Raw genomic sequence first — 23,068 nt, forward strand, 5'->3', positions numbered from 1 at the left:
CTGGCAGGTTCATCACAGCCTCCTTGTGCGGTTCCGATTCCCACACCTTCAGGACACACCCGTTAGCGCCTCGCCCCAGAGACCGAAATCCCTTCCCGCCAGGGGCGACCGGCCCTGTTTTGCAACTGCGGCGAGCCCTGCTTTCCCCCGGGCGTCCGCTCACCGGATCTGTGCGGCCAGTGTCTTTGGTCCTGCCAGCCGGGGACGTTCGCCGCTGTCGGGGTCCCGGTAGTAATGAAGAAATTTCCAACGAAGTAGCCTCTGACCTGCGACAACGTCCGCATTTGACGGGTTGGTGATCACTGCCGCTACGTTCGTTCCGATTTCGTCCGGTACGGCACGTGGAGTGGTGCGTTGTCAGAGAAGATGTTCTCCGAGGAGCAGCTGGAGCAGCTGCGCTCGTTCCCGGAGATCAGCGCAGATGAGTTGATCCGGTATTTCACGCCGACGTCGGCTGACGTGGCTTTCGTCGATCCGGGCAAGGGGCGGGGCCCGGTCGACCGGCTGGGCATGCTGGTCCAGCTGTGCACGTTGCCTTGGCTCGCGTTCGTGCCCGACGACGTGGCCGCGGCGCCACCCGCGGCGGTGGCACGGGTGGCCGAGCGGCTGGGGGTGACGCCGGTGGCGCTGCGGCTGTACGGCAAGCGCGATCAGACCCGCTCGGACCATCTGGGCCTGATCGCCAAGTATCTGGCGTGGCAGACAGCTCTGGCAGGTAGCCAGGCGATGAAGGAGCTCGAGCAGTTCCTGCTGGACCGGGCGATGGAGCACGACTCGCCGACGCTGCTGTTCAACCTGGCGCGCGAGTATCTGATGGCGGCCAAGGTGATCCGGCCCGGCGTACTCATCCTGGCCAAGATGGTCGGCACGGCCCGCAAGGGCGCCTCCGATCTGACCTCTCAGCTGGTGGGGCACCTGCTGACCGCTGAGGTCCGGGCCGACCCGGAGCGGATGCTACTGGTGGATGCGGGGCTGGGATGACCCGGCTGGAGTGGCTGGTCAGCCCGGCCCGGGACGCCTCGGCGACATCGGTGAAGACCACGATCGACAAGCTGACCTGGTTGCGCGCGATCGACGCCCACCAGATGGATGTGTCGGTGCTGCCGAACGAGCGCCGCCGGGTCCTGGCGCAGGTCGCACGCCGCTCGACCAACCAGGGGCTGGAGCGGCGCAAGGAGCGCAAGTTCCCGATCCTGCTGGCGTTCGTCGCCCAGGCCGCGGTCGACCAGCTGGATGAGGTGGTGGCCCTGTTCGACCAGGCCGTCAGCGCGCGGGAGTCGCGGGCGAAGTCCAAGACGGACGAGGCGCTGGTCGAGCGGGCCAAAAAGGCGAGGCCCGCCAGCTGCTGATGGACATGATCCTTCCCGTGCTGGCCGACCCGGCGATCCCCGATGATGAGGTGGGCGGGATGCTGCGCGTTACGGCTTGGAGCTGGCCAAGGTGTTCGGCGGCGGCACCATGAGCTCATCCGATGGCCAGCGGTTCCCCGTTCGCGGTAAAACTCTGAGCGGCCGGACCATGGTCATTCACGGCGGCCAGGTGCTGTCGACCTACACCCACGTCTCCGATCAGTGGTCGACATACGGGACGAAGATCATCGTGCCGACGGCGCGGGAGGCGCACTATGTCCTGGACGACTTTCTGGGCAACGCGACCGACCTTCCGATCGCCGAGCACGCAACAGATACGCACGGCGCCACGTTGATCAACTTGCCTTGTTCGACCTGGTCGGCAAGGCGCTCACCCCGCGGATGCGAGATCTGACCCGGGTTACTCTGGTCCGTGACGCCACCCCGACCGAGATCGCCAAGCGCTATCCGCACGCCGGGCCGCTGCTGGGCGCGCGCTGGAACGAGGACCTGGTCACCGACTGCTGGCCGGACCTGCTGCGTATGGCCGGGTCGCTGAAGTACGGCCAGGCCACCGCCTCACTGATCGTCGGCAAGTGGTCGGCCGCCTCTCGGCAGAACACCCTGGCCGCCGCCTTGAAGGAATGGGGCATGCTGCGAAGGACCGTCCACCTCGCCAAATACCTGTCGGACCCAGCCTTCAGAAGGAAGATCTCGCGGCAACTGAACAAGGGCGAGAGCCTGCACGCGCTGCGCCGCGACCTGCACTACGCCCAGCAGGGCACCGTCACCCGCCCGCATCTGGAGCAGCAGACCGAGCAAGCGTGGTGCCTGACCCTGCTGACCAACTCCGTGATCGCCTGGACGACCGAATATTATTCACGAGCGGTGCTGGAGCTGCGCTCCCAAGGGCGGGGAGTCAGCGACGAGATCCTGTCGCACATCTCACCTGGGCACAGCGACAACATCAACTTCTTCGGCGTCATCAACGTGGACGTTGAGGCGGAGCTGGCCAAGCTCGACACCAGCGGCTGGCGGCCGCTACGGCCCGCGCAGCTGCGCGAGCTGGGGCTGATGCCTTGACGGGCGCTGCGCTGCCCTCGACGGGGGACGACCGCTAGATGACAATAGCGCTGGTACGCGCCTGGCGTAGGCGCTTGTTCATCTGGGTGCGCAGGTAGGCGAGCGGCTGAGTCGCGCCCAGATGGTGGAGAAACTCCTGGACTTCCCAGGTGATGAGGCCGCCTTGGCGCGAGAGGTACAGGCCTACGCGGTCGATGTGGAAGCGGTCGTCGTAGTCCAGCAGGAGGTACCCGGCCAACTGGTAGACCTCTGCAGCGCCCAGTTTGTGGGGGTAGATGGTCGCTTTGCAGTCCAGCAGCAGCCCGTCGAGGACGAAGTCGGCGTCGGCGCCACCGATGTCCGCGCTGCCGGCGAAGACGGGCCCGCAGGTCTTGGCGTGCTTCGGCAGAGAGCGGAGGGGGGCGAAGGTGCTCGCGGCCAATCGCATCTGACGGTTGATGTCGGTGATGGCGTAGGCGGGGACGGCTGCGGTGAGGTCGCGCAGGGTGGTGGACGGGGTGGCGCCGGAGAGCAGGCTGAAGCGGTTGATCTCACCTGTGCGGCCGACGGCTTCGTAGAAGGCGGCCACGAAGCACAGCCGGACAAGGGCCTCTTCGTGCAGGTGGGGCCCTGTTCCGAGATGGACACTCACCGCGGCCAGGAGGTGTTTTCCTGCCGCGTGCAGGGCCGCCCGGATGTCGGGCGAGGGTGCGCCGACCAGGTGGGGGTCACTGGCGAGTGCCTCGACGCCGGTGGCGACGGTGCCGCCGAGCGGGCTGCCCAGCGCCAAGCGCAGCCGGAAGTCAATGGCGTGTCCTAGCGCTGCCCAGCTCGGGTAGCGCGTGTCGATGGGCTGCAGGGGGTGGGGGAGGTCCGCGATGCGCTGCAAGTAGTTCTTGACCACCCGGTAGCTGCGGGGCAGGTGCTGGGCCATGAACTGCGATACCGGTGAGGTGGGGTACTTAAGTTGGCCGGTCAGGCTCAGATCGATCATCGGCCGCCCGGCCACCAAACCCGTCCCGCTGTTGTCAGCCGTTGCTTTCTCGTAGGCGTCGATCCAGTTGATGCCCTCCACGTCCAGGAGATATCGGGCGCGGGTGACGGCGACGTAGATCAGGCGGGCCTCGGCGGCGGTCAGCGGCCGCGGGATCCCGTCCGCGTCGGTTGGCGGGGACAGGAAGCCCTCTCCGATGCGGACGCTGGCCCATTCCCTGCCCTTGGCCTTGTGGGTGGTGGAGACGCTGACCTTGGCCTGGTTCTCGGCGGTGAGATGGTCGATGGCCTGGATGATCTTGTCTGGGCCGTAGGTGTCGACCAGGTCCACGGTCGTCTTCAGATCTTGGCCGGAGGCGTCGTGTTCGACGTAGTCCTGGACTTCGCCCCACGTGGTGAACAAGAACAGTTCTGGGTGGCTGGTACGGCGGCCGGCCTGCAGTTCCTGGGCTGCGGTGGCGATGCGGCGCAGGTTCTTGCCGCCGCCGGTCAGGGAGACGGCGACGCCGCGTTCGAGGAAGTTGAGGACTTCCTTCATCGCCTCGGCGTTGCCCCGGCACAGCACCGCGTCGGCGTTCTCCACCGGCTGGACGCGTGAAGTCGCCGGACCACATCCACTGAGTCGCATCGGTGAGTCGGCGTGGTGGAGCCACCGGTTGGCGACCGCGGCGATCTGTGGGCCGAACCGGAAGGACTGGGTCAGGTGCAGGTGTTCGGCGGGGAAGCTGGTCATCACGTCCCGCGCATCGCGCCAGGCGTAGATCTGCTGGGCTGGGTCGCCCACACACACCCGCTGGGCGTCTTGGGCCAAGAACACCTCTTCCAGCACGGGGTTGGTGTCTTGGGCCTCATCCAGCAAGATGAAGTCCGCCGCCAGCACGGGTTTGGTCAGCGCCCACATCTTCAGGTAGTGGTCGGGCACGAACCGCAGGCGGCCGCGTGGGAAGCAGATGTCTTCCCAGGCTTTGACCGCATACGGCAGCAACAGGCCGGCCACATACGCCTGCCCCAACTGGTCCAGGCCGTTGAGGCGCTCCATATGCCGGGACGCCAACTCTCGGTCGGTGGTGAAGCAGAAGCGTCTGACCATATTCATGACCAGGCGCGCCTGGTGGGCGCGTGTGATGCGGCTGCCATTGATGTCCAGATCTTTGGGGATCTCCAGCAGCCGCGCCACCTGCTTGCCCGGCATATGCGCGGAGGCGTCCAGCCGCTCCTGGTAGCGGTGCCCGTGAGCGACGAAGGCAAGCGAGTGCGAAGTTCGGCACTCCACGTTCGAACCGAATTTGCTGCGGGCCTCGTGAACGATGGAGGAGTTGAACGCCACGTACAGGCCCCGTTTCCGGGTAGCGGCTCCCATCAAGATCAGTGTGGAGGTCTTACCCGTTCCCGCCCCCGCCACCAGAGCCAGATCCCTGCCTGCGGCGAATACATCCCGTGCGGCCTGCTGCTCTTCGGTCGGCTTGCCGGCCATAGCGTCCTTCCTGGGGCGCGAGATCAGGGCCGCGTTCCCGGCGGCGTGTCCGAAAGGCGGGCCGTGGCGCGGCCCTAGGCTTGCGCTGCCTGCCGTGCATGAACCTTCTGTAGCGGTTCGATCACGTGGCGGCTATAGCTCGCCGCTCATCTTGACCGAGAGGTCCGACAGAATCTGGGACGCCGGACACAGGCTGGTCGCCTCGCCGGTTCACGGGAGCGGGGTGTTCACCCTGATCGTCATGATGCGCTCAGGGAGTCGGGGTGGTTGGCGGGGGTGCCGGAATCAGTGGCCCGCCACTCGCGCGAGGCACGCCCAAGCGCTTCGGCGACGGCGGCGACCTGGGTGTGGTCGTAGCAGGTGCGTACGCCGGAGACCGACATGCCTGCGGCGGCCGCCAGGTCATTGAGGGTGTAGGGCCTGGGCCGGATGAATTCCCGGCCGTAGGCCACCAATTGGCGGATCTCCTCCTCGGCGCGTTCCTTCGAGGCCCGGGCCGATTCGATCGCCGCCAACAGCGGGTCGACGGCTTCGTTGTCGGAGAGCATCTCCAGATAGAGAGCACTCTCCTTCCGCTCTTCGTCGACTTTCCAGCAGGCGTCGCTGTACATCTCTTCCGGCTCCACCGTGCCCGGCGCGGGCATCGGATGCTGGATCGCGGCCACATCTTCGTACACAGTCATAAGTACAGTAGTCGCATGGAATTACGATGAACGCAAGAACTTATTCCTCATGCATATGACTAGGTGATCGGGGCTGTGAAACAGAACTTGCATTATCTGTCACACCGGCCCTTGGCGTACCATGTCCGCCCAGCTCGGCATCCGCCGCCACGACGGCGACTCGGCTACATTATGTGTCACATCGCCCTGGAGGAGGTCGCCCGTGTCCGTCGTCGCCTTCCCCGGCCCGCCGACCGGCCCCGCGACCGTCGTCACGCCCGAGCAGTACGCTGCGGTGATGGACCAGTGGAAGAGCGCGGCCGCCGCCACCTGGAACCGGCACCTGTCCGCGCTGGTCTCCTTCACCACCTGGGCCCAGCGCCAGGAATTCCTGGTCACCAACCCGGCCCGGCGGCTGGAGCGTCGCAAGCCCGCCCGCCGCGGTGATCGGGCCATCCCGGCCGCCCGGATCCTGCCCCGCCTGCTGACCGGCCGCACCGCCGGGCCGGTGTTCCTGGCTGACCGGCGTGCCCCCACCTCCGGCTGCCGGGCGCCCGCAACCGGCGATGTCTGCCCCGTCACCGGCCGGGGCCGGCCGTCCTACCCGCGCGCCGAATACCTGTTCAAGACCGCCACAGCCCAGCTCGACCCGCACCGCCAGGGATGGACTCTGCACCAGCTCCGTCACTCGGCACTGCAGCATCTCGCGCAAGCCGGCCGCACCGCGCCCGAACTACAGGCCAAGAGCCGCCACCTGCACCTGGCCAGCCTCGGCCGCTACGTACAACTCGGCGAGGAGACCTCCGCCCGCATCACCGCCGAAGCCGACCCCGTCCAGCGCCGTCGTCCCCGCTGAGCTCAACCCCCGAAGGCAGCTTGCGACACCAGGTGGCACGCCTCATGCCGTCAGGGTGGCCATGACTCGCAGGCTGCCAGGGAGCGTTGTCCGAAGACTTTGAGCGAACGCTTGCACCCACGGGTGAAGCACGACCACTCGCTGCCAAGAGGCGCCACCGAGCGCAACGCCGGGGCCGCACGCCAGCAGTACCGGGAGACCACGGTCCCAGCTCAGCCGTCGGCCGCTGTTGGTTACTGGAAGGACCGGTCGCGCTCGCGCGTATTCGTTGTCGGTCGAGTCATCCATACCTGCACCTGTCCCGGTAGGGCGACGTATCGAGGTCCTGGCCGCGTGAACTGGTAGTCCGGGGTTCAGGATCCGGTGCGATAGCGGGTGAGCATGAGGGCGACGGCTTCGTCCACGATCGTGGTATCGGCGGGGTCGGGCGGGACGAAGTCGGTCCGTACGAGTTGAGGCCACAGGAGCTGGCCGCAGATCATGCCGAGGAACTGCTCGGCCACCGCGGATGCCGGCTGCGTCTGTCCGTCGGCCGAACGGAAGTCGAGTGTGCCTGCCTGCGCTTCGGCGTCCAGGTAGTCGCGGAGCCGGTCGAAGAAGGGTCCGCGGTCGATGGCGAAGCCGGTGCCGACGATGTCGGCGAGTTCCGGCATCTGGGGAAGTTCGGTGATGATGAGGCGGCACAGCGCCGCCGTGCCGGGCCGCGAGACCAAGCAAGCGTAGTCACGGCCGATGTGGTCCAGACCGTACCGGGGATCACCGGGCGGGGGCGGTTCGGCGTACTGCACATCCAGCTGCCACTGCTCGGAGGTGACGGCCGCGAACAGCGCAGCCTTGGAGGGGTACCGCTTGAAGAGGGTGCCGGTGGAGACGCGGGCCTCCCTGGCGATCTGGGCCAGGGAGGTCTTGTCGTATCCCCGGGCGAGGAAGAGGTCGCGGGCGGCGCGAATGATGCGCGCGCGGTTCTCCGCTTTGATCTGCGCGTGATACCCGGCCTGGCACGTATCGCCACCGGTTTCCGCTCGGTCCGCCACCGACATACCCACGCCCCTCGCCCGTCTCCCAGCCGCATCCTCGCTGTCAGAGGACGGTCTGGCCGCCGTCCAGGATAAGGTCCTGGCCCACAGCGAAGGCGGAGACATCGGAGGCCAGGTACACGACGGCTTCCGCGACCTCCTCGGGCATACCCATGCGACCCAGCGGGATGCCGGAGCTGATCGCCTCCAGAACCGCCGTCTGCTGCGCGGGGTCCTCGATCCCGAGCTTGGAATACAGCGGGGTGTCCACCGGGCCGGGGCTGACCGCGTTGAACCGGATGCCGTGCGACCTGAGCAGGTCCGCGTTCCACGACCGCATCAGGGAGCCGACAGCCGCCTTCGTCGCGGCGTAGGCGTTCGACTGACCATAGCCGCCGTGCGCGCTGTTGGACGCGTTGAGGATGACCGAGGACGGGTTGGCCAGCACGGGTACCAGGGCCTGTGTGAGAAAGAAGACGCTCTTGACGTTGATGTCGAAGAGCCGGTCGTAGCTGCCCTCCGTGTGGTCCTCGAACGGCCGCCAGTCCGAGACGCCGGCGTTCAGGAACGCCACGTCCAGCTCCCCGAACTGCTCACGCACCCGCTCCGCCAGGCCGCGCTGCGCATCGAGATCGCGCGCATCGGCCTGCACCACCGGCACCTTGTCCCCAAGGATCTGCCGCGCCTTGTCGATGCTGGCCGGGGTTACGCCTGTGACCAGCACATCGGCCCCCTCCGCGACAAAACGCCGCGCGGTCTCCAGACCGATCCCACTCGTGCCGCCGGTGATAAGGGCGCGCTTGCCCGCAAGACGATTCACGTTGATTGTTCCTTGCCGAGTCGTAAGGTAAGTCGATGAACTCACCACCCTGAAGGTAACTCCCGCACCGTCCTTAAGGCAAGTCGATCAACTTACCATCGGCGGCCTGGAGCGGTTCGGCCACGCCGGAGAAGGTGGGCGACACCGGCTCGAAGGCCATGTCGCTGCCGTCGGCGAGGAGCCGGACGATGGAGGTCTTCCCGACGCCGGGCGGCCCCGCAGGATGGTGGAGCTGAGGCGCTGCGGGGCGACCACGCGGGCCCAGCAGCGGCGCCCGCGGCCAGGAGGGATCGCAGGCGGGCGCGTGCGGACGGGGCGAGCCCTTGCACGGGACGCTGACGAGCGAGCGCTCAGCCGTTCGCGGGGAAGCTCGCGGCGCTCATCGGGCACCGGGGCGGTCGCGTCGCGGCAGCCGCTCGGCGACCAGGTCGTAGGAATCCTCGACCGCGTCGGTGATCAGCCGCTCGGTGATGCCGGGTCCCGGCCCCAGTGAGATCCAGCGGCGTTTGTCGAGGTAGCGGCCCGGCGTGATCGAGGCGTAGCCGCGTTCTTGCGCGCGGGCGTGTTCGGGTTCGCACCTGACCGTGATGATCTGTTCGTCCGGGTCGTCGGTGACGATCAGGAACACCTTGCCCGCGACCTTGTACACGTCGAGTCCCAGGGTGAAGGGGTAGCCGTGGCTGACGTCGGGGAGGGCCAGGGCCGCCTGGCGGGCGGTGTCCTGGAACCGGTCACCGGCCGCGTTCACCGGGCCGCCCGTGCGCCGGTGCCGTAGGTGTGCGGGTCGACGGGCTGCTCGGCCTTGGGCAGGTGGGCGACGACGAGCCGGTAGGAGTCGGTGACGAGCTCCCTGACGAGCTCATTGTCGACGCCTTCTCCGCTCTCCAGGGTGATCCAGTGCTTCTTGTTCATGTGGTAGCCGGGGGTGATGTGGCTGTATTGCTCTCGCAAGGCGTGGGCCTCGCCGGGGTCCGCCTTGAGGATCACGACGGGACGCCCCGGGACTTCGGTCATCAGCATGAACACCTTGCCGCGTACCTTGTAGACCTCCCAGGCGGGGCCGAAGGGGTGCTCCAGCTGGGCTCCGGGGAGTTCCTCCGCGCAGTCGGCGGCGGTCTTGTGCAGGGCCGATCCGTTCATGGGTGGTGAGCCTTCTCAGGTGGTGACGGACTGTGGCATCGAAGGAGGCGCAGGGCGCGCCGCGCGGGCGCGGTGGCACATCCCATCCTTCCGTCGAAGCCGACTGGAAGGGCGGTAGGCTGCGGACACGTGATGGTCGACAAGCGACACTCCGGCCCGAGCAGGCAGGCCGGACCAGCTGCGGTTCCGCTGTACGGTTTCCAGCCCCCGGTCGGTACTCCCTACGGCCTTGAGGTGACTACCGTCGAGGACTTCTTCGCCCAGCATGACGACTGGCCGTGGAACCCGCCCCGTCCGGGCCGTGCCACCTTCCACTACCTCATCGCGATCATCGAGGGTGAGCTGCGGCACGACGTCGACTACGTCACGCGGACCGTCGCCCCCGGCCAGTGGCTGTGGGTGCGTCCCGGGCACGCGCAGCGCTGGCATCCGCCCGGCGCGGCCCGCGGCCCGTTCATCCTGTTCGAACCGGACGTGCTGCGGCCCGACCTCGCCCGTCTCCTGGCCCCGCTCACCGCGCACGAGGCCCCTGCCGTGCTCAGCCCGCACCCCGACGACACCGCCTGGCTCCAGCAGACGGCACTCCAGCTCCTGGACGAACACTGCGCACTGGGGCGCCGCCCCCTCGACATCCACCACGCCCTGCGGCGCAGCCTGCTCGAATCGCTGCTGCTGCGCCTGGCTAACTCCCCGGGCATCGCCCCCATCGGCACGGCTACGGCCGGCACCGGCCGCGCCGACAGGTACGGGCGCTTCCTGGACGTCTTGGAGCTGCACTTTCGCGAGCTGCACCAAGCCGCGGACTACGCCGAGTTGCTCGGCTGCTCGGTCCGCACTCTCAGCCGCGCCGCCCGGGACGTCACCGGCAAGGGAGTACGCGAGCTCATCGACGAGCGGCGCCTCCTGGAAGCCCGGCGCCTGCTGGGAGGTGCCCGGTGGGATGCCCGGGCTGTGGCCGTCCACCTCGGCTTCACCGATCCCGCGAACTTCGGCCGCTTCTTCCGCGACCGCACCGGTCTCACCCCGGCCGCCTTCGCGGCCGGCGAGGCCACGCCCGTCCCCCCTCCTCTCCTTGGTTGACGATCTCGGTGGTTTCCGGCCGGGTCTCAGTCGATGGCCTCGATGGTGACGTCGACCGTGCCGTCGTACTTCTTGAAGGCATCAGCCCCCGAGTTGGTTTCGCCGAGGATGACCTACGAGATCGGCAAGGCCAGGACCGCGAAGTCACCGCTGTCGGCGACGCTCGCCGCCGGGTTGAGGTACTCACTGCGCACGATGTGTGAGTTCGAGTAGATCGACTCGAGGTGTGCGATGACCTTGTCGCGTCCCACGATCAGTTCCTCTGCCAGTTCCTTTTACGGATGCTGTGGCCCGCCGTTGTCGACCGTCGCGCATCATGGGTGGTTGGTTGTCGTTTCTCAGTCGCCCAGGTCTCAGTCGCCCAGGTCTCAGTCGCCCAGGTCTCAGTCGTCCAGGACGACGACGTGCTTGCCCGGCGTGGTGCCGGACTCGACGTCGGCCTGGGCGTCACGGACCTGTTCCAGGCCGTGGTAGACATTCGCGACCGGGACTTTGAGACGCCCTGCGGCGATGGCCTGGAGCTGGCGGGCGAAGACGTCGGCCGGGAGGTCGGCGGCCTGACCGCCGTAGGACGTCAGCCGCACTCCGTTGGGGATCATGAACGGGGTGAAATCGGGGATCGTCCACTGGCCCGCCAGGGCTCCGGTGAAGCAGACCGTGCCGTGCCGGCGGACGGTGCGGAGGGTGTCGGCGAGGACCGAGCAGCCCACCAGCTCCAGTACGGCATCGACACCCTCCGGCATCAGCTCGCTCACCTGGTCGGCGATCGTGCCGCTGTCGACGAGGGGATGGTCGACGCCCGCGGCCCGCAGTCCCCCGGCCCTTTCCGGGCTGCGGGTGGTGGACAGCACGGTGGCTCCGAGGTCCTTCGCGATTGTGGCCGCGCTCAGCCCGACCGTGGAGGTGCCGCCGCGGATCAGCAGCGTCTGCCCGGCCTTGAGGTCCAGTCCGGTGGTCAGCGATCCGTAGGCGGTCTGGAACATCTCCGGAAGCGCACCGACGACCTCCCACGGCAGGCCGGTCTCAAACGGGATGACCTGCGCCGCGGGGACGGTCACGTACTGGGCGTACGCGCCGTCGTACGAGCGGCCCATGCCGCCCATCATCGTGGCCACCTGCTGTCCCGGCCTCAGCGAACTGTTCTCGTCGACGTCATCGACCACGCCGACGCCCTCGATGCCGGGCACACGCGGGTAGGTGACCACCGCGTCCGACTCGCCCTTGCGGGTGGTGACCTCGGACTCGTTGACGCCGAACGCCTTCACCCTGATCCGCACCCAGCCGGGATTGCGTACGGGCACCGGCACGTCCTGGATCTCGAGTGCGTCGAGGCCGCCGGGCCGGGTGACGACGACGGCCTCACACCTGTTGTGCCGGATATCGTCGACGACACCGGCGCTGAGCTGCACCGAGTCATCGAACTCCGCCTCACGTCACACCTCTTACTCCAGAGAACATGCGCCTGCCCGACGCCACCGCGCTCGACGGCGAGCTGGTGGTGGGGGAGAACGACCGGCTTGCCTTCGAGTGTCTTCGATCGCCCCCTGCACCTGGGCGGCGAACTCGGGCGGCCAGGACGTCAGACCGTGCGCACGGACGCGCCCGGAGCGGGAGTCAGCGAGGTAGACGTGGATGGGAAACCTCTCACGGGCAGGAAGTCCGGGCGGGTAGAGGTCCAGATCGTCCTGCCGGACGGCCTACGCGGCTGCAACCCCCAGCCGCCGGTGCCGAAGCGCCAGCATGTTCGGCCGCTCGATGACGGCGAACCGGGCCCGCACGGCCTGGCCGTGCGTGGCCGCCACCTCCTCGGCCGTCGGCTCGGGCACCGCGATGAGCAGCTCCACATCCTGGGGCGACAGCCGCCAGGACGCCGCCTCAGGCAATTGCCCGCGCATCGGATCGTAGAGCTGGCCGAGCGCGGGCCGGAAGGTCATCGTCATGGGCTCGCCTGCGGTCCGGTCACGCGCTCCCCGGCGCAGTGGACTCGCCGTCGTCATCGCGCACCGCATTTCGATCATCGGCCGACTCCGCCCGGCGATCGAACTCCTCTTGAGCTGTATCGCTGCCGGGGTTCTTCGCCGCGGCCGACTGGATCCGGGCGGCGGCTTCCTTGTCCATCGGTGTGTGCTTGCTCATGCCGGAGCCGTATCCAGCACTGAGCAGACCGCAGGAACGTCATGGTCAAAGTCTTCGGCAAGGGCAGCCCGGGGATCGCGATACGGCGGCGGTCACAGGACCGTACATCCGTACAGGTCAGGCACTTCGACCCAGATTTTCACCAGGCCTCCACCACCCGTAAGCGAATCGAGACATTAACGCACAGGGCTCAGCATAACTGCAGGTCAGAGGCTACTTCGTTGGAAATTTCTTCATTACTACCGGGACCCCCTGTCGCGCAACGGCTGCGGGCGCCCACCATGTGCTTGTACCGTCTTATGGAGGTGAGCCGATCATGATCGGCGGTCGAATGGTCATGGAATCGTCGGCGCTCGACGTCGAACTGCTGTCGTTGAAGAGGCGAGTCGAGAAGCTGGAGGAGCTGGTCCGGACGCTGACCGCGGCAAACCTTACGCTCGTCCGGATCGTGGAGAACCTGCACCCCGCGTCAGCCAGCGCGGCTCCGAGCGCCTGAGCGCACCGAGCCCGACCCGAAGGGCGCCATGCCGCCCGGCCGGTCGTCGTACGGCGAGTGCCGAGCGTTCGGCGCCCTGTGCACGGCACGCGTTCTCGCGTTTGCACGACGAGGAACTGTCCCCCGTCGTCCTACAGCTGTTGGCCACGGCGTGGTCACCGCCGCGAACGCGCCGAGCGCGAGGTTGCGCCACCACAGTCGGGAGCCGCGGCTGATCACCGTGAGCGTGTCCCCCTCCTGGCTGTACTGGACCGGCACGAACAACCTCGCGCCACTCCTGCGGGGCCGGTGACCTCCGCGAGCGCTACCCATCGCGACAGCAGGTTGTATAACGGGGTCCGCAGTACCCATGCGACGATCGGGTTGACCAGCCGGGTCCGCAGCCGGCCTAGCGCCCACACTGGAACCGCCGCCCGCACATCAGGTAGGCGATAGGTCCGATCGGCTGGACGAAGATGCCCAGCCACCACAACTCCTTACGTCCCCGTACCTCCTCCCGCGGCCGGAACCACAGGTCTACCGCCGCCGTCGCGGTCAACGCGAACTCTGCTGACACAGCCACCAACAGCAGGCCCCGCTGCCGCTCGGAGAGCTCGTTCCAGCGCATCGGCCCTGTCCCTTCTCTCGGCGTTACCTCCACCAGGAGCCTGTCAGGCTCCCTGCCGGTCGCCCCAGGCCGAAGGGCCCGGGATCAGAGGCCTTTGGCCACCGTCGCCGCAGGTTCCACTGCCGCTCTCACTGCGTGATCGGCCAGAGCAGGGCGCCCCCGGGCCGCCATCGATAACGCGATCAGTGTGCCAAGCGGATCGCGCGCAGACCGGGCTCGACCTCGTCGAGGCGCACTCTCTCGCGGCGGGCGTGTCGCAGCACCGCCCGACCCTGAACGGCGTGGAGGTCGCGCACCCAGTTTGCGTTCTGGCCCGGCATCGCAACCAGGTAACGCTCCCCCATCACCCGCGCAAGGCGGTTCGGCCGGCCGCCTCGATACAGCCACCGATGCCAGCGTCCAGGTCGATGTGCGTCGTGTGTCATGTCCCACCTACCTGGAAAACTCCTGCCGCTAAACTCCTGTCGCGAAACTCCTGCCGCAACCTGCCCCGAGGCGGGTCACGATGCCCATGCCTGCAATCCCTCGCTACCGTGGCGCCGCATCCAGGCCAGCGACTCCTTCTCCAGCTGACGCACCCAGTGCGGAGTCAGCCCCATCTGGCCGGCGATCTGCCGGGGCGTGTGCGGGGCGTACCCGGCCAGGCCGAACCGTAGCCGCATGACCAGTGCCTGCCGTGGAGCCAGCCCGTTGATGAGCGACGTGAGTACCTCCGTCAGCGCTTTGCGCTCGACAAGCTGCTCAGCGGGCAGGCTCTGAACGTCCTCCAGCAGCTCGCCCAGCGTTGAGCGGTGCGGCCCCTCCCCCACCACCGTGTCCAGGCTGACGCATTCTCGCGGCAGCCTTCGCAAGGTGACAAGCTTCGCCGGCTCCTGTCCCGTCTCCTCGGCCAGTTCGCGTTCCGTGGGCGTGCGGCCGAGCCGATGCGTGATCGCCATCTCCGCGCGGGCGATCTTGGCGAGCTGGTCCCTCGTCCCGATCGGCAACCGCACCGTAGGGGCCTGCTCCAGCCCTCGTTGGATGGCCTTGCGGATCCACCAGACGGCCACTGTGGAGAACCGGTTGCCGCGGGCGTGGTCGAAGCGCTGGACGGCCTCGATCAGCCCGAGGTTGCCGTCCTGGATCACATCTGCCAGCGGCAGCCCGCGGTGCGTGTACCGCTTGGCCACCGACACCACCAGCCGCAGATTGGCCTTGATCATGTGTTCCCTGGCCACCCTCCCGTCTGCGGCAAGAGCCTCCAGCTCAGGCCTCGTGGCTCCTTGACCGATCAGGTGGGCGGCGTAGACGCCGGCCTCCATCCGCTTGGCCAGCTCCACCTCCTGTTCGGCCGTCAGCAACGGCGTACGGCCGATCCGGGCCAGGTAGTTGCCCATCTGGTCAAGGTGGTACGACTCGGGTTGTTGATCGGTAACCATGGTCGTGGCTTCCATGCCGGCTCCCTACAGCAGCGGCGGGACGGCGACAAGGTTGGCCCTGTCGTAGGTCAGCTCCGAGACGACGTCGATCACGCCCTCCACCCGGCGGATCTCCTCCACCAACCGGATGGCCTCGGAGCCGCGAGTCACCCGGCCGCTGAGCCGCACCACACCACCGGAGACGCCTGCCGACACCGACCTCAGGTCACCGATCACGGCCCTGATCTCTCTCTCCAGCTCGCCCGTCGAACGGCTGAAGACGCGCAGCACGTCTGATCGGTGCAAGGTGCCGGTGATGCGCCCGGTGACCACGTCGATCACCGGCAACTGCTTGATCCGCTTGTCGTGCATCAGCCGCGCCGCCTCACGAACCGGGGTTCCCGGGGTCACCGTGATCGCGGGCGTGCTCATGAGCGCCGACGCGGTGATCGCGGCCGCCTTCTCCTGCTCCGCACGCCGCTTACGGCCGTCGAAGATCGAGGCACTGTGCCGTACCGGGCCCGTCTCCTTGAGCAACAGGTCGTCTTCGGAAACGACCCCCACAGGACGGCCATCGGCATCGATCACGCTGACCGCCCCCAGGGTGTACCGGCGCATCGTACGTACGATCTCGGCGAACGACGCGTCCTCCCGAACCGCGATGGCGACGTTCCTCATGATGTCCCTGACCTTGATGGACATGGTGGCCTCCTCATCTCTCTCCCGCAACGATGCGCTTTGGGCGGCCATGGGCGGCATGGGCGAACGTCCCTCGTCGCAGAGCCTTTGGTCCCTGCTAGGCGCGGATACCACGGGTTGAGGGTCGACCTCCCCGTCGGCGGAGGGCCTCTATGCGCGTACCACCGCCACCGGGCAGCGGGCGTGGTGCAGGACGCCGCGGCTGACCGAGCCGAGCAGCAGCGCGCCCGTCGCGCCGTGGCCGTGCGAGCCCACCACCAGCAGATCGGCTCGGGCGGACGCGTCGGTGAGGGCTTCCACCGGCGGCGCCGGCTGGACGTCCTCAATGACCGTCACCTGCGGGTAGTCCTTCTTGAAGGTTCCCAGCCGGTCACGGACGACCTGGTGCCGCACGGTGCGAACCTCATCCATCTCGTACGGCACCCCAGGCGCGAACGCATGCACCGGCTGCCAGACGTGCACCACCCTCAGCACGGCTCCGCGCAGCCCGGCCTGCCGGAAGGCGTAGGCCAGCGCGGGCTCGCACCCGGGCGAGTCGTCCACGCCGACCACGATCTCCCCGTGGACCGGCTGATGATCGCCGCGAACGACCACGACCGGGCCATGCACATGGCCGGCCACATGCGTGCTGACCGAACCCAGCAGCGCTCCGGCGAACCCGCCGAGCCTGCGGCTGCCGAGCACGATCTCGCTCGCCTCCTTGGCCTGCTCGCGCAGCACCTCAGCGGGCGCGCCCTCGATGTCCTCCGTCGTGACCTCGACCTCAGGCTGGCGCTCGTGAGCCAGAGCCAGCGCTTCGCGCAGGATCCGCTGTCCCTCGCGCAGCAGCGTGTCAGGCAGCGCGGCGTTGGGGAACCTGCCGATCTGGTACGGCGAGCGGTTCACGGCGTGCACGATCCGCAGCGGCTCTCTCATCCGGAAGGCGTCGTTGGCCGCCCACTCCACCGCGGCCCGCGCGGTCACTGAGCCGTCCACCCCTACTATGATCATGATTTTTCCTCCTTCGTCACCTTCCATCGGACTCGCTCACAGAGCGTCGTCGCAGGGCCGGAAGTCCGTCGGACAGAACCCGAAGGACCCTGTTTGTCGGCCAGGCGGACACCGATGAGGATCAGCGTGGTGCCGGCGAGCAGGAGAACTGTCGGCCCCGCCCCCGAGCGCAGGCAGCCGGCGCCGATGTCATGACCATCGGCACCGGTATCGGGCACGCGTCCGACGGCGTCCGCCTCCGGGCGGACCTTGAAGGGGGTCGGCGCGAGCACCACGGCCGCGCTAATGACGACCGCACCGACGGTCACCATTCCACGGCAGCACGCCACGCCTGGTTAGATCCCTCCTCGTGCCCTCCGCCTGATCGCCCCCCTTTCACCGTCTCCTGGACGGGCCATGCCGCTCGGCGGGTCTGTCGTCTCAGGGGATTTCGGGCCTCCGGTGTGGAATTGAGCAGGTCCTGGCTGGATCCGGGTGCCGCGAGCGCCGGTCACGACCGCCTCCAGTTCGTCGAGGTCGCCGATGACCGAGGGTCGTCCGGTGGCACTGCTGAACGCGCAGACAGCGTTGATCTTCGGCCGCATGGAGCCGGCCGCGAACGATCCGGCGTCCAGTTCGTCAGGCGCGGCGTGCACGATGGGATGCTCACGGGGCGTTCCGTACTCGGCGTACACGTAGGGCACGTCGGTGAGGACGGCCAGCAGATCGGCCCCGACCTGCTCGGCGAGGAGCGCGGCGACCAGGTCCTTGTCCACGACGCCTTCCACTCCCATCTGGTCGGCCGTGACGGGCGCCCCGCCTCCCCCGCCCGCGATCACCAGGCAACCGTCGTCCAGCAGGCGCCGGATGATCGGCAACTCGACGATCCCGACGGGCCGTGGCGAGGGGACGACGCGCCGCATGCCGTGCCGGTCCTGGGTAAAGGTCCAGCCGCGCTGTCCTGCCAACCGCTCGGCCTCGGCGGCCGGATAGTACGGGCCAATAGGCTTCTCGGGACGGTCGAAGGCCGGATCGGCGGCGTCCACGCGTACCTGGGTGATGAGCGCGGCCACATGAGTGTCGGGCAGGCGGCGGCCGACGCCGCGCGCCAGCCAGTAGCCGATCATGCCCTGCGTCTCTGCCACCAGGGTGTCCAGGGGGTAGCCGCGCTCCAGCGTGGGGTCGCGCTCGCTCTCCTCGGCCAGCAGCCCCACCTGGGGGCCGTTTCCGTGCACGATGAGGACCTGGTGGCGTGCGGCCACGCGGGCTATCTGCTCGGCGGCGGTCGCGACATTGCGGAGCTGCGTCGCGGCGTCGGCACGTTCGCCGCGGTGCAGCAGCGCGTTCCCACCGAGCGCGATGACGATCCTCATAGGGCTCCCGCCAGGGTACGGGTGAGCAGCGCCTCCAGTACGGCCTGCGCCGTGGGCAGCCGGTTGGCCGCCTGATGGAACACCTGGGACGTGGGGCCGTCGATCACCTCCGCCGTGACCTCCTCGCCGCGGTGGGCCGGCAGGCAGTGCAGGAAAATCGCGCCGGGGCGGGCGACGGCCATCAGGCCGGCGGTGACCTGGTATGGGGTAAGCGCGGTGACGCGCGCCGCCTTCTCCTCCGCCGCATCGCCCATGGACAGCCACACGTCGGTGTAGACGGCGTCCGCGCCCACGACCGCTTCACGGGGATCGTCGGTGAGCAGCAGTTCCCCACCGGTGGACAGCTTCCTGGCCACGGCTTCGACGGCCGGGTCGGGCGCGTACCCGGCAGGGGTTGCGACGGACATGGACAGCCCGGCCAGGGCGGCGGCCTCCATGAGGCTGTGCGTGACGTTGGTGGCGGCGCCCACGTAGGCGATCTTGCGTCCTCGCAGGTCGCCGACGTGGGCGCGGAGCGTCATGAGGTCGGCGAGCGCCTGCAGCGGGTGGTGACCGTCGGTGAGGGCGTTGATCACCGGGACGTGCGCCGAGCGGGCGAAGGCTCTCACGTCGTCATCGGCGAAGGTCCGGATGACGACGGCGGAGGCGTAGGAGCTGACGACATGGGCGGTGTCGCCGATGGTCTCGCCGCGGCCGAGCTGGAGCTCGGCCGGTCCGACGGTGAGCGGCGTCCCGCCGAGGCGGACCACGGCGGTCTCGGCGGAGATGCGTGTGCGGGTGGACGGCTTGGCGAAGTACAGCAGCACGGTCCGGCCGCTGAGCAGTTCGTGTCCGCCGAAGGGCTTGCGTGCGAAGTGTTCGGCGCGGTCGAGCAGGTGGGCGAGGTCGTCCGAGGCCAGGTCGGCGACACGCAGCAAGTCCTTCACAGCGGGCTCCTTTCGATGGGGCAGCTCATGCACCGGGGGCCGCCCCGGCCCCGGCCCAGCTCGGCGCCGGGAATGGTGATGACCTCGATGCCGTGCTTGCGGAGCATGGTGTTGGTGGTGACGTTGCGCTCGTAGGCGACGACCACGCCTGGGGCGATGGCCAGCACATTGGTGCCGTCGTCCCACTGCTCGCGCTCGGCAGCCCAGACGTCCTGCTCCGCGCGCAACACACTGACCGTGCCGAGTGCCTTGAACAGGTCGTCGTTCTCGCGTACCCGCAAGCCGGGGGTGAGAGTGAACGAGCGCAGCGGCGGCAGCTCCGGGTAAGCCACGAAGACGCCGCGATCGACCATGGTCATCACGGTGTCCAGGTGCATGAACGCCCGCTTCCTCGGCAGGGCGGCGACGATGACACGTTCGGCGGCCTCCGCCTCGAACAGCCGGCGGGCCAGCAGCTCGATCGCCTGCGGCGTGGTGCGCTCGCTCATCCCCACCAGGACCGCGCCATCACCGACAACGTGGATGTCGCCGCCCTCGATGGTGGCCGGCTGCTCTGCCTCGGCCGGATACCAGATCGGCGCCTTCCCGGCGAACAATGGATGGAAGGCGTACACGGCGGCCACATGCGTGGTCTCCCGGCGGCGAGCCGGCTTGGCCATCGGGTGCAGGGACACGCCGCCGTAGATCCAGGCGGAGGCGTCCCGGGTGAACAGGTGGTTGGGCAGCGGCGGCAGGACGAAGTCATCCTCGCTGAGCCCCGCCAGGCGCAGGCTGTCGATGCGCAGGCCGAGTTCGCGCCTGGTGAGCCCGCCGATGAGGTGCCGTACGAGAGCGTCGGATGGCATCTCCTCCAGCGCCTCGCGCAGCGATGGCGCCAGGGTGGGGCCAAAGGCGGCCTCGGTGACGACGCGGTCCAGCACCCACGCGCGGGCCTGATCCAGCTTGAGCGTCTCGGCCAGCAGTTCGTCGAACAGGTGGACGATGACACCGCGCTCGCGCAGGGTGTCGGCGAAGGCGTCGTGCTCCTGGCGGGCGCGCGTCACCCACAGCACGTCGTCGAAGAGCAGCTCATCGCAGTTGGTGGGGGTCAGCCGCTTCAGTTCCAACCCGGGCCGGTGCAGGACGACCTGCTGTAACCGGCCTACCTCGCTGTCGACATGGAACACCGTCATGCCGCCTTCCTAGTGATCTGGACCGTGGTGTCGTGGGCACGGTGCTTGAGCCACACGTAGACCGGGATACCGGCGAGCAGCAGCAGCGTCCCCTTGTAGACCACCTCGTAGCCCGATCCGGCGATCGTCCACAGCGCGTAGGCGAAGGCCAGACCCGCGATCGTGAGGTCGGCCGCCAGCCGCCTGCCGGAGAAGTGCTCGCGGTCGGTGAGTGCCAGCATGAGCTGCGCGGCCGCCGCGTACGCGTACGGGATCAAGGTCGTGAGGGTGGCCAGCAGGATCACGAAGTTGAACTGCTCGACCAGGCCGGCGTTGTAGTTGAGCACCATCAGGGCGGTGACCAGGACGCTGGAGACGATCAGCCCGACGGCCGGGGTGCCCCAGCGCGACAGCTTGGCGAACACCTGCGGGAACAACCCGTCGCGGGCGGCCGCCAGCGGCACCTGCCCCTGCAGCATGATCCAGCCGTTGAGCGCGCCGAACGCGCTGATGATCGCGCCGATCGCGACCGCCGTGCCGGCCCAGCCGCCGAACATCGCCTCGGCGGCGTCCGCGAACGGCGCCGTGGACTGGGCGAGCAGGGTGCGGGGCACGGCGGCGAACACCGCGACGGTGCCCAGGATGTAGACGGCGGCGGAGACGATCGTGCCGATCACGGTGGCCCGTGGGATCGTCCGCTCGGGGTTCTCGACGTCCTCGGCGGGCACGGTGGCCGACTCGATGCCGATGAACGCCCACAGAGTCAGCGCCGCGGCGGCCGTGACGGCTCCGAAGGTGCCCTGGTCGCTAGGGTTGAACGGAGTGAAATCGCCGCTTTCGATGAAGAAGGGCGCGGCCACGGCCAGGCCGATCAGTGGCAGGAGCTTGGCGACGGTGGTGACGAGCTGTACCCAGCCGCCCTGCCGCACGCCCCGGATGTTGACCGCGGTCAGCAACCAGACGGCCGCCAGTGCCAGCCCCGAGGCGGTCAGCGCGGTATCGGTCAGCGCGGGCCAGAAGTAGCCGAGGTAGCTGACGAACGCCACCGCGATGGCGGCGTTGCCCACCCAGACCGCGATCCAGTACCCCCAGGCCGTCTGGAACCCGATGAAGTCGCCAAAGGCACGGCGGGCGTAGGCGTAGGGGCCGCCGGTTTGGGGGTAGGCGCGGCCGAGCCTCGCGAAGACCAGGGCGAGCAGCAACGCGCCGGCGGCGGTGAGCGCCCAGGCCAGCAGGCTCGCGCTGCCGAAAGCGGCCAGGGAGGCGGGCAGAAGGAATACGCCCGAGCCGATCATGTTGCCGACGACCAGTGCGGTCGCCATCCACGGACCCAGCTTGCGGCGTCGCGGTAATGGTGTGACGGGCATGGTGATCTCCCTCTCATACGATCATCACCAGCACACCAGCACCAGCGGTTCAGGTACCGAGGCTTAAGCCACCGATACGCCAGGACCTTGGTCCCTATCCACTCCGGGAGCGGTGCGACGCATCACCGTCAGTTCCTCCCGCAGCGCGCCGGTGAGGACGGGCAGGTCAGGTGTCCGGCCGACGTCGGCCACAATCGTGATGACCAGCGTGCCCACGTAGGAGAGCACGCTGAAGGCCACGGGCACATTTCCCCGGGCGAGGGAGATCGGGATGATCGTGAGAACGCCCGCGCCGCCGAAGGACAGCGGCTCCTGCGGCCCCCGCAGGTTCGTCACCGCGGTGTGAATGAGGCGCTGATGCTCGAACAGCCGGCCCACCAGGTGCAGGCGGGCGAGCAGACGGCCTGCGTTGGCGAGCAGTTCGGCCGAGGCTCCCGGGGCTGTCGACTTTCTGGCCCGGGTGATCGTCGCGATCCGTTCGAGCCGTTGTCCGAGGTCGCCCTCGGTGGGCAGGCGGACGGGCATGACCCCGATCTGGTTGCCGAGCCGGGCCGTCGTGGCAGTTCCCCGTGCCGACACCGGCACGGAGACCACCAAGTCGGGGATGCTCTCCCCGCGGCCGTCCAGCAGCGTACGCACGGCACCGGTGATCACGGACAGCATGGCGTCGTTGACGGTGCCGCCGTGGGCGTGTGCGAACCGGCGGACGTCGTCGAGTCGCGCGGTGACCGTCGCGATGCGCTGTTCCGCACCGACGGGCTCGTTCAGCGAGGAACGCGCCACCCGCCGCGGAGCTCCGAGCTCGGTGGCGGCGCGCCTGATGGCGCGTCCGGCGTGAGGCAGACGGGCGAGCATGCGCAACCGGGCGGTCCACGCGTCGGCGGCGATCCGGCGGAGTGACGGTGCTGGGAGGGGGAACGCCCGCGGTACCGCCGTGGGGGCCCCGTCCACGAGACAGCCGAGCACGGCCAGACCACCGAGGCCGTCGGCGAGTACATGGTGGAAGCAGACGATCATCCCGAGCCGATGGCCGGCCAGTCCGGTCACCAGAGTCACCGACCACAAGGACTTGGCCGGCGCGAGCGGCAGGCCGATCACCGCGGCGGCAAGGTCGAGCAGAGCGTCATCGTCGCCGGGCGGCGGGCATGCGACGACGTGGAGATGGTGGTCGATGTCGAAAGCCGGATCGTCGATCCAAAGCGGCCGCCCGCACCCTGGCGGGGCCGGCACCAGCCGTTGCCGCAGCCGCGGCACCGCGCCGACACGCTCGGCGATGAGCCGCCGCGCCCGCTTCAGGTCGAAGCGGGGTCCGATATCGAGGATCAGGCACGCGCCGACCTGCATAGGAACGGGGCCGACATCGACCGCGAGGTTGAACAGGTCGCCGGCGCCGGCGCGGTCCACATCGGCTTGGGCCGGCATCACCTCCCGGCCTTTCGTCTCCCTCATCGATCCCTCCTTCACCTGTCCGCCCGCACCGCGTGAAACGGCCGTT

At 68.6% G+C, this 23,068-nt stretch carries 27 protein-coding genes; 7 read left to right on the forward strand and 20 right to left on the reverse strand.

Annotated features, from left to right (window positions below):
- Positions 1-354 precede the first annotated feature (354 nt).
- The 4 genes from ACIBO2_RS56750 to ACIBO2_RS56765 all read left to right on the forward strand — a co-directional run bounded on the left by ACIBO2_RS56750 (position 355) and on the right by ACIBO2_RS56765 (position 2,432).
- Entirely contained in the window at positions 355-981 is a 627-nt protein-coding gene (locus ACIBO2_RS56750; RefSeq protein WP_358554334.1) for a DUF4158 domain-containing protein, read from the forward strand.
- Positions 978-1,349, forward strand: coding sequence for a hypothetical protein (locus ACIBO2_RS56755; protein WP_397305180.1), 372 nt, complete (start codon positions 978-980; stop codon positions 1,347-1,349). Before ACIBO2_RS56750 ends, ACIBO2_RS56755 begins: the two co-directional genes overlap by 4 nt.
- A gap of 76 nt (positions 1,350-1,425) precedes the next feature.
- Complete coding sequence (locus ACIBO2_RS56760; protein ID WP_358554340.1) at positions 1,426-1,764, forward strand: Tn3 family transposase; 339 nt, start codon at positions 1,426-1,428, stop codon at positions 1,762-1,764.
- A complete protein-coding gene (locus ACIBO2_RS56765) occupies positions 1,716-2,432 on the forward strand; it encodes a Tn3 family transposase (protein WP_358554343.1) in 717 nt (238 codons plus the stop codon). The genes ACIBO2_RS56760 and ACIBO2_RS56765 overlap by 49 nt, the downstream gene beginning before the upstream one ends.
- A 34-nt stretch (positions 2,433-2,466) precedes the next feature.
- Here the strand turns inward: ACIBO2_RS56765 and ACIBO2_RS56770 are convergent, their stop codons facing one another.
- Entirely contained in the window at positions 2,467-4,878 is a 2,412-nt protein-coding gene (locus ACIBO2_RS56770; RefSeq protein WP_358554346.1) for a UvrD-helicase domain-containing protein, read from the reverse strand.
- Positions 4,879-5,117: 239 nt separating this feature from the next.
- On the reverse strand, positions 5,118-5,555 hold the full coding sequence (locus ACIBO2_RS56775) for a hypothetical protein (RefSeq protein WP_397305181.1): 438 nt from the start codon (positions 5,553-5,555) through the stop codon (positions 5,118-5,120).
- A gap of 208 nt (positions 5,556-5,763) precedes the next feature.
- Here ACIBO2_RS56775 and ACIBO2_RS56780 point away from each other — a divergent pair, with 208 nt between their 5' ends.
- On the forward strand, positions 5,764-6,396 hold the full coding sequence (locus ACIBO2_RS56780; RefSeq protein ID WP_358554352.1) for a hypothetical protein: 633 nt from the start codon (positions 5,764-5,766) through the stop codon (positions 6,394-6,396).
- Between the two features lie 353 nt (positions 6,397-6,749).
- Here the strand turns inward: ACIBO2_RS56780 and ACIBO2_RS56785 are convergent, their stop codons facing one another.
- From ACIBO2_RS56785 to ACIBO2_RS56800, 4 genes are all read right to left on the reverse strand, one after another.
- Positions 6,750-7,436: a TetR/AcrR family transcriptional regulator gene (locus tag ACIBO2_RS56785; RefSeq protein ID WP_358554355.1), complete on the reverse strand. Its 687-nt coding sequence runs from the start codon at positions 7,434-7,436 to the stop codon at positions 6,750-6,752.
- A 40-nt stretch (positions 7,437-7,476) separates the two neighbouring features.
- The gene (locus ACIBO2_RS56790) at positions 7,477-8,232 is read right to left on the reverse strand and encodes an SDR family oxidoreductase (RefSeq protein WP_358554358.1); all 756 of its coding nucleotides are present in this window, start codon (positions 8,230-8,232) and stop codon (positions 7,477-7,479) included.
- A 379-nt stretch (positions 8,233-8,611) separates the two neighbouring features.
- The gene (locus tag ACIBO2_RS56795; protein WP_358554360.1) at positions 8,612-8,980 is read right to left on the reverse strand and encodes an MmcQ/YjbR family DNA-binding protein; all 369 of its coding nucleotides are present in this window, start codon (positions 8,978-8,980) and stop codon (positions 8,612-8,614) included.
- Complete coding sequence (locus tag ACIBO2_RS56800; protein WP_358554363.1) at positions 8,977-9,372, reverse strand: MmcQ/YjbR family DNA-binding protein; 396 nt, start codon at positions 9,370-9,372, stop codon at positions 8,977-8,979. The genes ACIBO2_RS56795 and ACIBO2_RS56800 overlap by 4 nt, the downstream gene beginning before the upstream one ends.
- A 234-nt stretch (positions 9,373-9,606) precedes the next feature.
- Between ACIBO2_RS56800 and ACIBO2_RS56805 the strand changes: the two genes are divergently transcribed.
- The gene (locus ACIBO2_RS56805) at positions 9,607-10,452 is read left to right on the forward strand and encodes an AraC family transcriptional regulator (protein ID WP_358554366.1); all 846 of its coding nucleotides are present in this window, start codon (positions 9,607-9,609) and stop codon (positions 10,450-10,452) included.
- 113 nt (positions 10,453-10,565) lie between these two features.
- Here ACIBO2_RS56805 and ACIBO2_RS56810 read toward each other — a convergent pair whose 3' ends face one another.
- The 4 genes from ACIBO2_RS56810 to ACIBO2_RS56825 form a co-directional block, all read right to left on the reverse strand.
- Positions 10,566-10,703 (reverse strand): hypothetical protein, encoded by a 138-nt coding sequence (locus ACIBO2_RS56810; RefSeq protein WP_358554369.1) that lies wholly within the window; start codon positions 10,701-10,703, stop codon positions 10,566-10,568.
- Between the two features lie 132 nt (positions 10,704-10,835).
- Positions 10,836-11,861: an alcohol dehydrogenase catalytic domain-containing protein gene (locus tag ACIBO2_RS56815; protein ID WP_358554372.1), complete on the reverse strand. Its 1,026-nt coding sequence runs from the start codon at positions 11,859-11,861 to the stop codon at positions 10,836-10,838.
- Positions 11,862-12,149: 288 nt separating this feature from the next.
- Positions 12,150-12,392 carry a hypothetical protein gene (locus ACIBO2_RS56820; protein ID WP_358554374.1) on the reverse strand — a complete coding sequence of 81 codons (243 nt, stop codon included), beginning with the start codon at positions 12,390-12,392 and terminating at the stop codon, positions 12,150-12,152.
- Between the two features lie 19 nt (positions 12,393-12,411).
- Positions 12,412-12,570: a hypothetical protein gene (locus ACIBO2_RS56825; RefSeq protein WP_397305182.1), complete on the reverse strand. Its 159-nt coding sequence runs from the start codon at positions 12,568-12,570 to the stop codon at positions 12,412-12,414.
- A 334-nt stretch (positions 12,571-12,904) separates the two neighbouring features.
- On the opposite strand from ACIBO2_RS56825, the gene ACIBO2_RS56830 reads away from it, so the two are divergent.
- Positions 12,905-13,084, forward strand: coding sequence for a hypothetical protein (locus ACIBO2_RS56830; protein ID WP_358554380.1), 180 nt, complete (start codon positions 12,905-12,907; stop codon positions 13,082-13,084).
- Between the two features lie 388 nt (positions 13,085-13,472).
- On the opposite strand, the gene ACIBO2_RS56835 is transcribed toward ACIBO2_RS56830, so the two are convergent.
- The 10 genes from ACIBO2_RS56835 to ACIBO2_RS56880 all read right to left on the reverse strand — a co-directional run bounded on the left by ACIBO2_RS56835 (position 13,473) and on the right by ACIBO2_RS56880 (position 23,022).
- Entirely contained in the window at positions 13,473-13,691 is a 219-nt protein-coding gene (locus tag ACIBO2_RS56835; protein ID WP_358554383.1) for a PLD nuclease N-terminal domain-containing protein, read from the reverse strand.
- A 500-nt stretch (positions 13,692-14,191) separates the two neighbouring features.
- Complete coding sequence (locus tag ACIBO2_RS56840) at positions 14,192-15,124, reverse strand: RNA polymerase sigma factor RpoD/SigA (RefSeq protein ID WP_397305183.1); 933 nt, start codon at positions 15,122-15,124, stop codon at positions 14,192-14,194.
- Between the two features lie 9 nt (positions 15,125-15,133).
- Entirely contained in the window at positions 15,134-15,790 is a 657-nt protein-coding gene (locus ACIBO2_RS56845; protein ID WP_358554389.1) for a CBS domain-containing protein, read from the reverse strand.
- Between the two features lie 147 nt (positions 15,791-15,937).
- A complete protein-coding gene (locus ACIBO2_RS56850) occupies positions 15,938-16,777 on the reverse strand; it encodes a universal stress protein (protein WP_358554392.1) in 840 nt (279 codons plus the stop codon).
- Complete coding sequence (locus tag ACIBO2_RS56855) at positions 16,774-17,088, reverse strand: hypothetical protein (protein WP_397305184.1); 315 nt, start codon at positions 17,086-17,088, stop codon at positions 16,774-16,776. The genes ACIBO2_RS56850 and ACIBO2_RS56855 overlap by 4 nt, the downstream gene beginning before the upstream one ends.
- Before the next feature lie 24 nt (positions 17,089-17,112).
- Positions 17,113-18,129, reverse strand: coding sequence for a carbamate kinase (locus tag ACIBO2_RS56860; RefSeq protein ID WP_358554398.1), 1,017 nt, complete (start codon positions 18,127-18,129; stop codon positions 17,113-17,115).
- A complete protein-coding gene (gene argF, locus ACIBO2_RS56865) occupies positions 18,126-19,055 on the reverse strand; it encodes an ornithine carbamoyltransferase (RefSeq protein WP_358554401.1) in 930 nt (309 codons plus the stop codon). Before argF ends, ACIBO2_RS56860 begins: the two co-directional genes overlap by 4 nt.
- Positions 19,052-20,227: an arginine deiminase gene (locus ACIBO2_RS56870; protein ID WP_358554404.1), complete on the reverse strand. Its 1,176-nt coding sequence runs from the start codon at positions 20,225-20,227 to the stop codon at positions 19,052-19,054. Before ACIBO2_RS56870 ends, argF begins: the two co-directional genes overlap by 4 nt.
- Positions 20,224-21,573 (reverse strand): amino acid permease, encoded by a 1,350-nt coding sequence (locus ACIBO2_RS56875; protein ID WP_358554407.1) that lies wholly within the window; start codon positions 21,571-21,573, stop codon positions 20,224-20,226. The genes ACIBO2_RS56870 and ACIBO2_RS56875 overlap by 4 nt, the downstream gene beginning before the upstream one ends.
- 63 nt (positions 21,574-21,636) lie before the next feature.
- The gene (locus ACIBO2_RS56880; protein ID WP_358554410.1) at positions 21,637-23,022 is read right to left on the reverse strand and encodes a wax ester/triacylglycerol synthase domain-containing protein; all 1,386 of its coding nucleotides are present in this window, start codon (positions 23,020-23,022) and stop codon (positions 21,637-21,639) included.
- Between the last annotated feature and the right edge of the window lie 46 nt (positions 23,023-23,068).

The organism is Nonomuraea sp. NPDC050022, from assembly GCF_044460705.1.
Taxonomy (GTDB): Bacteria; Actinomycetota; Actinomycetes; order Streptosporangiales; family Streptosporangiaceae; genus Nonomuraea.

Excerpts from the sequence above, each read along its gene's own strand:
- ACIBO2_RS56755 (WP_397305180.1), top strand. The coding sequence starts at position 978 with ATGACCCGGCTGGAGTGGCTGGTCAGCCCGGCCCGGGACGCCTCGGCG.
- ACIBO2_RS56770 (WP_358554346.1), bottom strand. The coding sequence starts at position 4,878 with ATGGCCGGCAAGCCGACCGAAGAGCAGCAGGCCGCACGGGATGTATTC.
- ACIBO2_RS56785 (WP_358554355.1), bottom strand. The coding sequence starts at position 7,436 with ATGTCGGTGGCGGACCGAGCGGAAACCGGTGGCGATACGTGCCAGGCC.
- ACIBO2_RS56800 (WP_358554363.1), bottom strand. The coding sequence starts at position 9,372 with ATGAACGGATCGGCCCTGCACAAGACCGCCGCCGACTGCGCGGAGGAA.
- ACIBO2_RS56820 (WP_358554374.1), bottom strand. The coding sequence starts at position 12,392 with ATGACGATGACCTTCCGGCCCGCGCTCGGCCAGCTCTACGATCCGATG.
- ACIBO2_RS56825 (WP_397305182.1), bottom strand. The coding sequence starts at position 12,570 with ATGGACAAGGAAGCCGCCGCCCGGATCCAGTCGGCCGCGGCGAAGAAC.
- ACIBO2_RS56830 (WP_358554380.1), top strand. The coding sequence starts at position 12,905 with ATGATCGGCGGTCGAATGGTCATGGAATCGTCGGCGCTCGACGTCGAA.
- ACIBO2_RS56835 (WP_358554383.1), bottom strand. The coding sequence starts at position 13,691 with ATGCGCTGGAACGAGCTCTCCGAGCGGCAGCGGGGCCTGCTGTTGGTG.
- ACIBO2_RS56840 (WP_397305183.1), bottom strand. The coding sequence starts at position 15,124 with ATGGAAGCCACGACCATGGTTACCGATCAACAACCCGAGTCGTACCAC.
- ACIBO2_RS56845 (WP_358554389.1), bottom strand. The coding sequence starts at position 15,790 with ATGTCCATCAAGGTCAGGGACATCATGAGGAACGTCGCCATCGCGGTT.
- ACIBO2_RS56850 (WP_358554392.1), bottom strand. The coding sequence starts at position 16,777 with ATGATCATAGTAGGGGTGGACGGCTCAGTGACCGCGCGGGCCGCGGTG.
- ACIBO2_RS56855 (WP_397305184.1), bottom strand. The coding sequence starts at position 17,088 with ATGGTGACCGTCGGTGCGGTCGTCATTAGCGCGGCCGTGGTGCTCGCG.
- ACIBO2_RS56860 (WP_358554398.1), bottom strand. The coding sequence starts at position 18,129 with ATGAGGATCGTCATCGCGCTCGGTGGGAACGCGCTGCTGCACCGCGGC.
- ACIBO2_RS56870 (WP_358554404.1), bottom strand. The coding sequence starts at position 20,227 with ATGACGGTGTTCCATGTCGACAGCGAGGTAGGCCGGTTACAGCAGGTC.
- ACIBO2_RS56875 (WP_358554407.1), bottom strand. The coding sequence starts at position 21,573 with ATGCCCGTCACACCATTACCGCGACGCCGCAAGCTGGGTCCGTGGATG.
- ACIBO2_RS56880 (WP_358554410.1), bottom strand. The coding sequence starts at position 23,022 with ATGAGGGAGACGAAAGGCCGGGAGGTGATGCCGGCCCAAGCCGATGTG.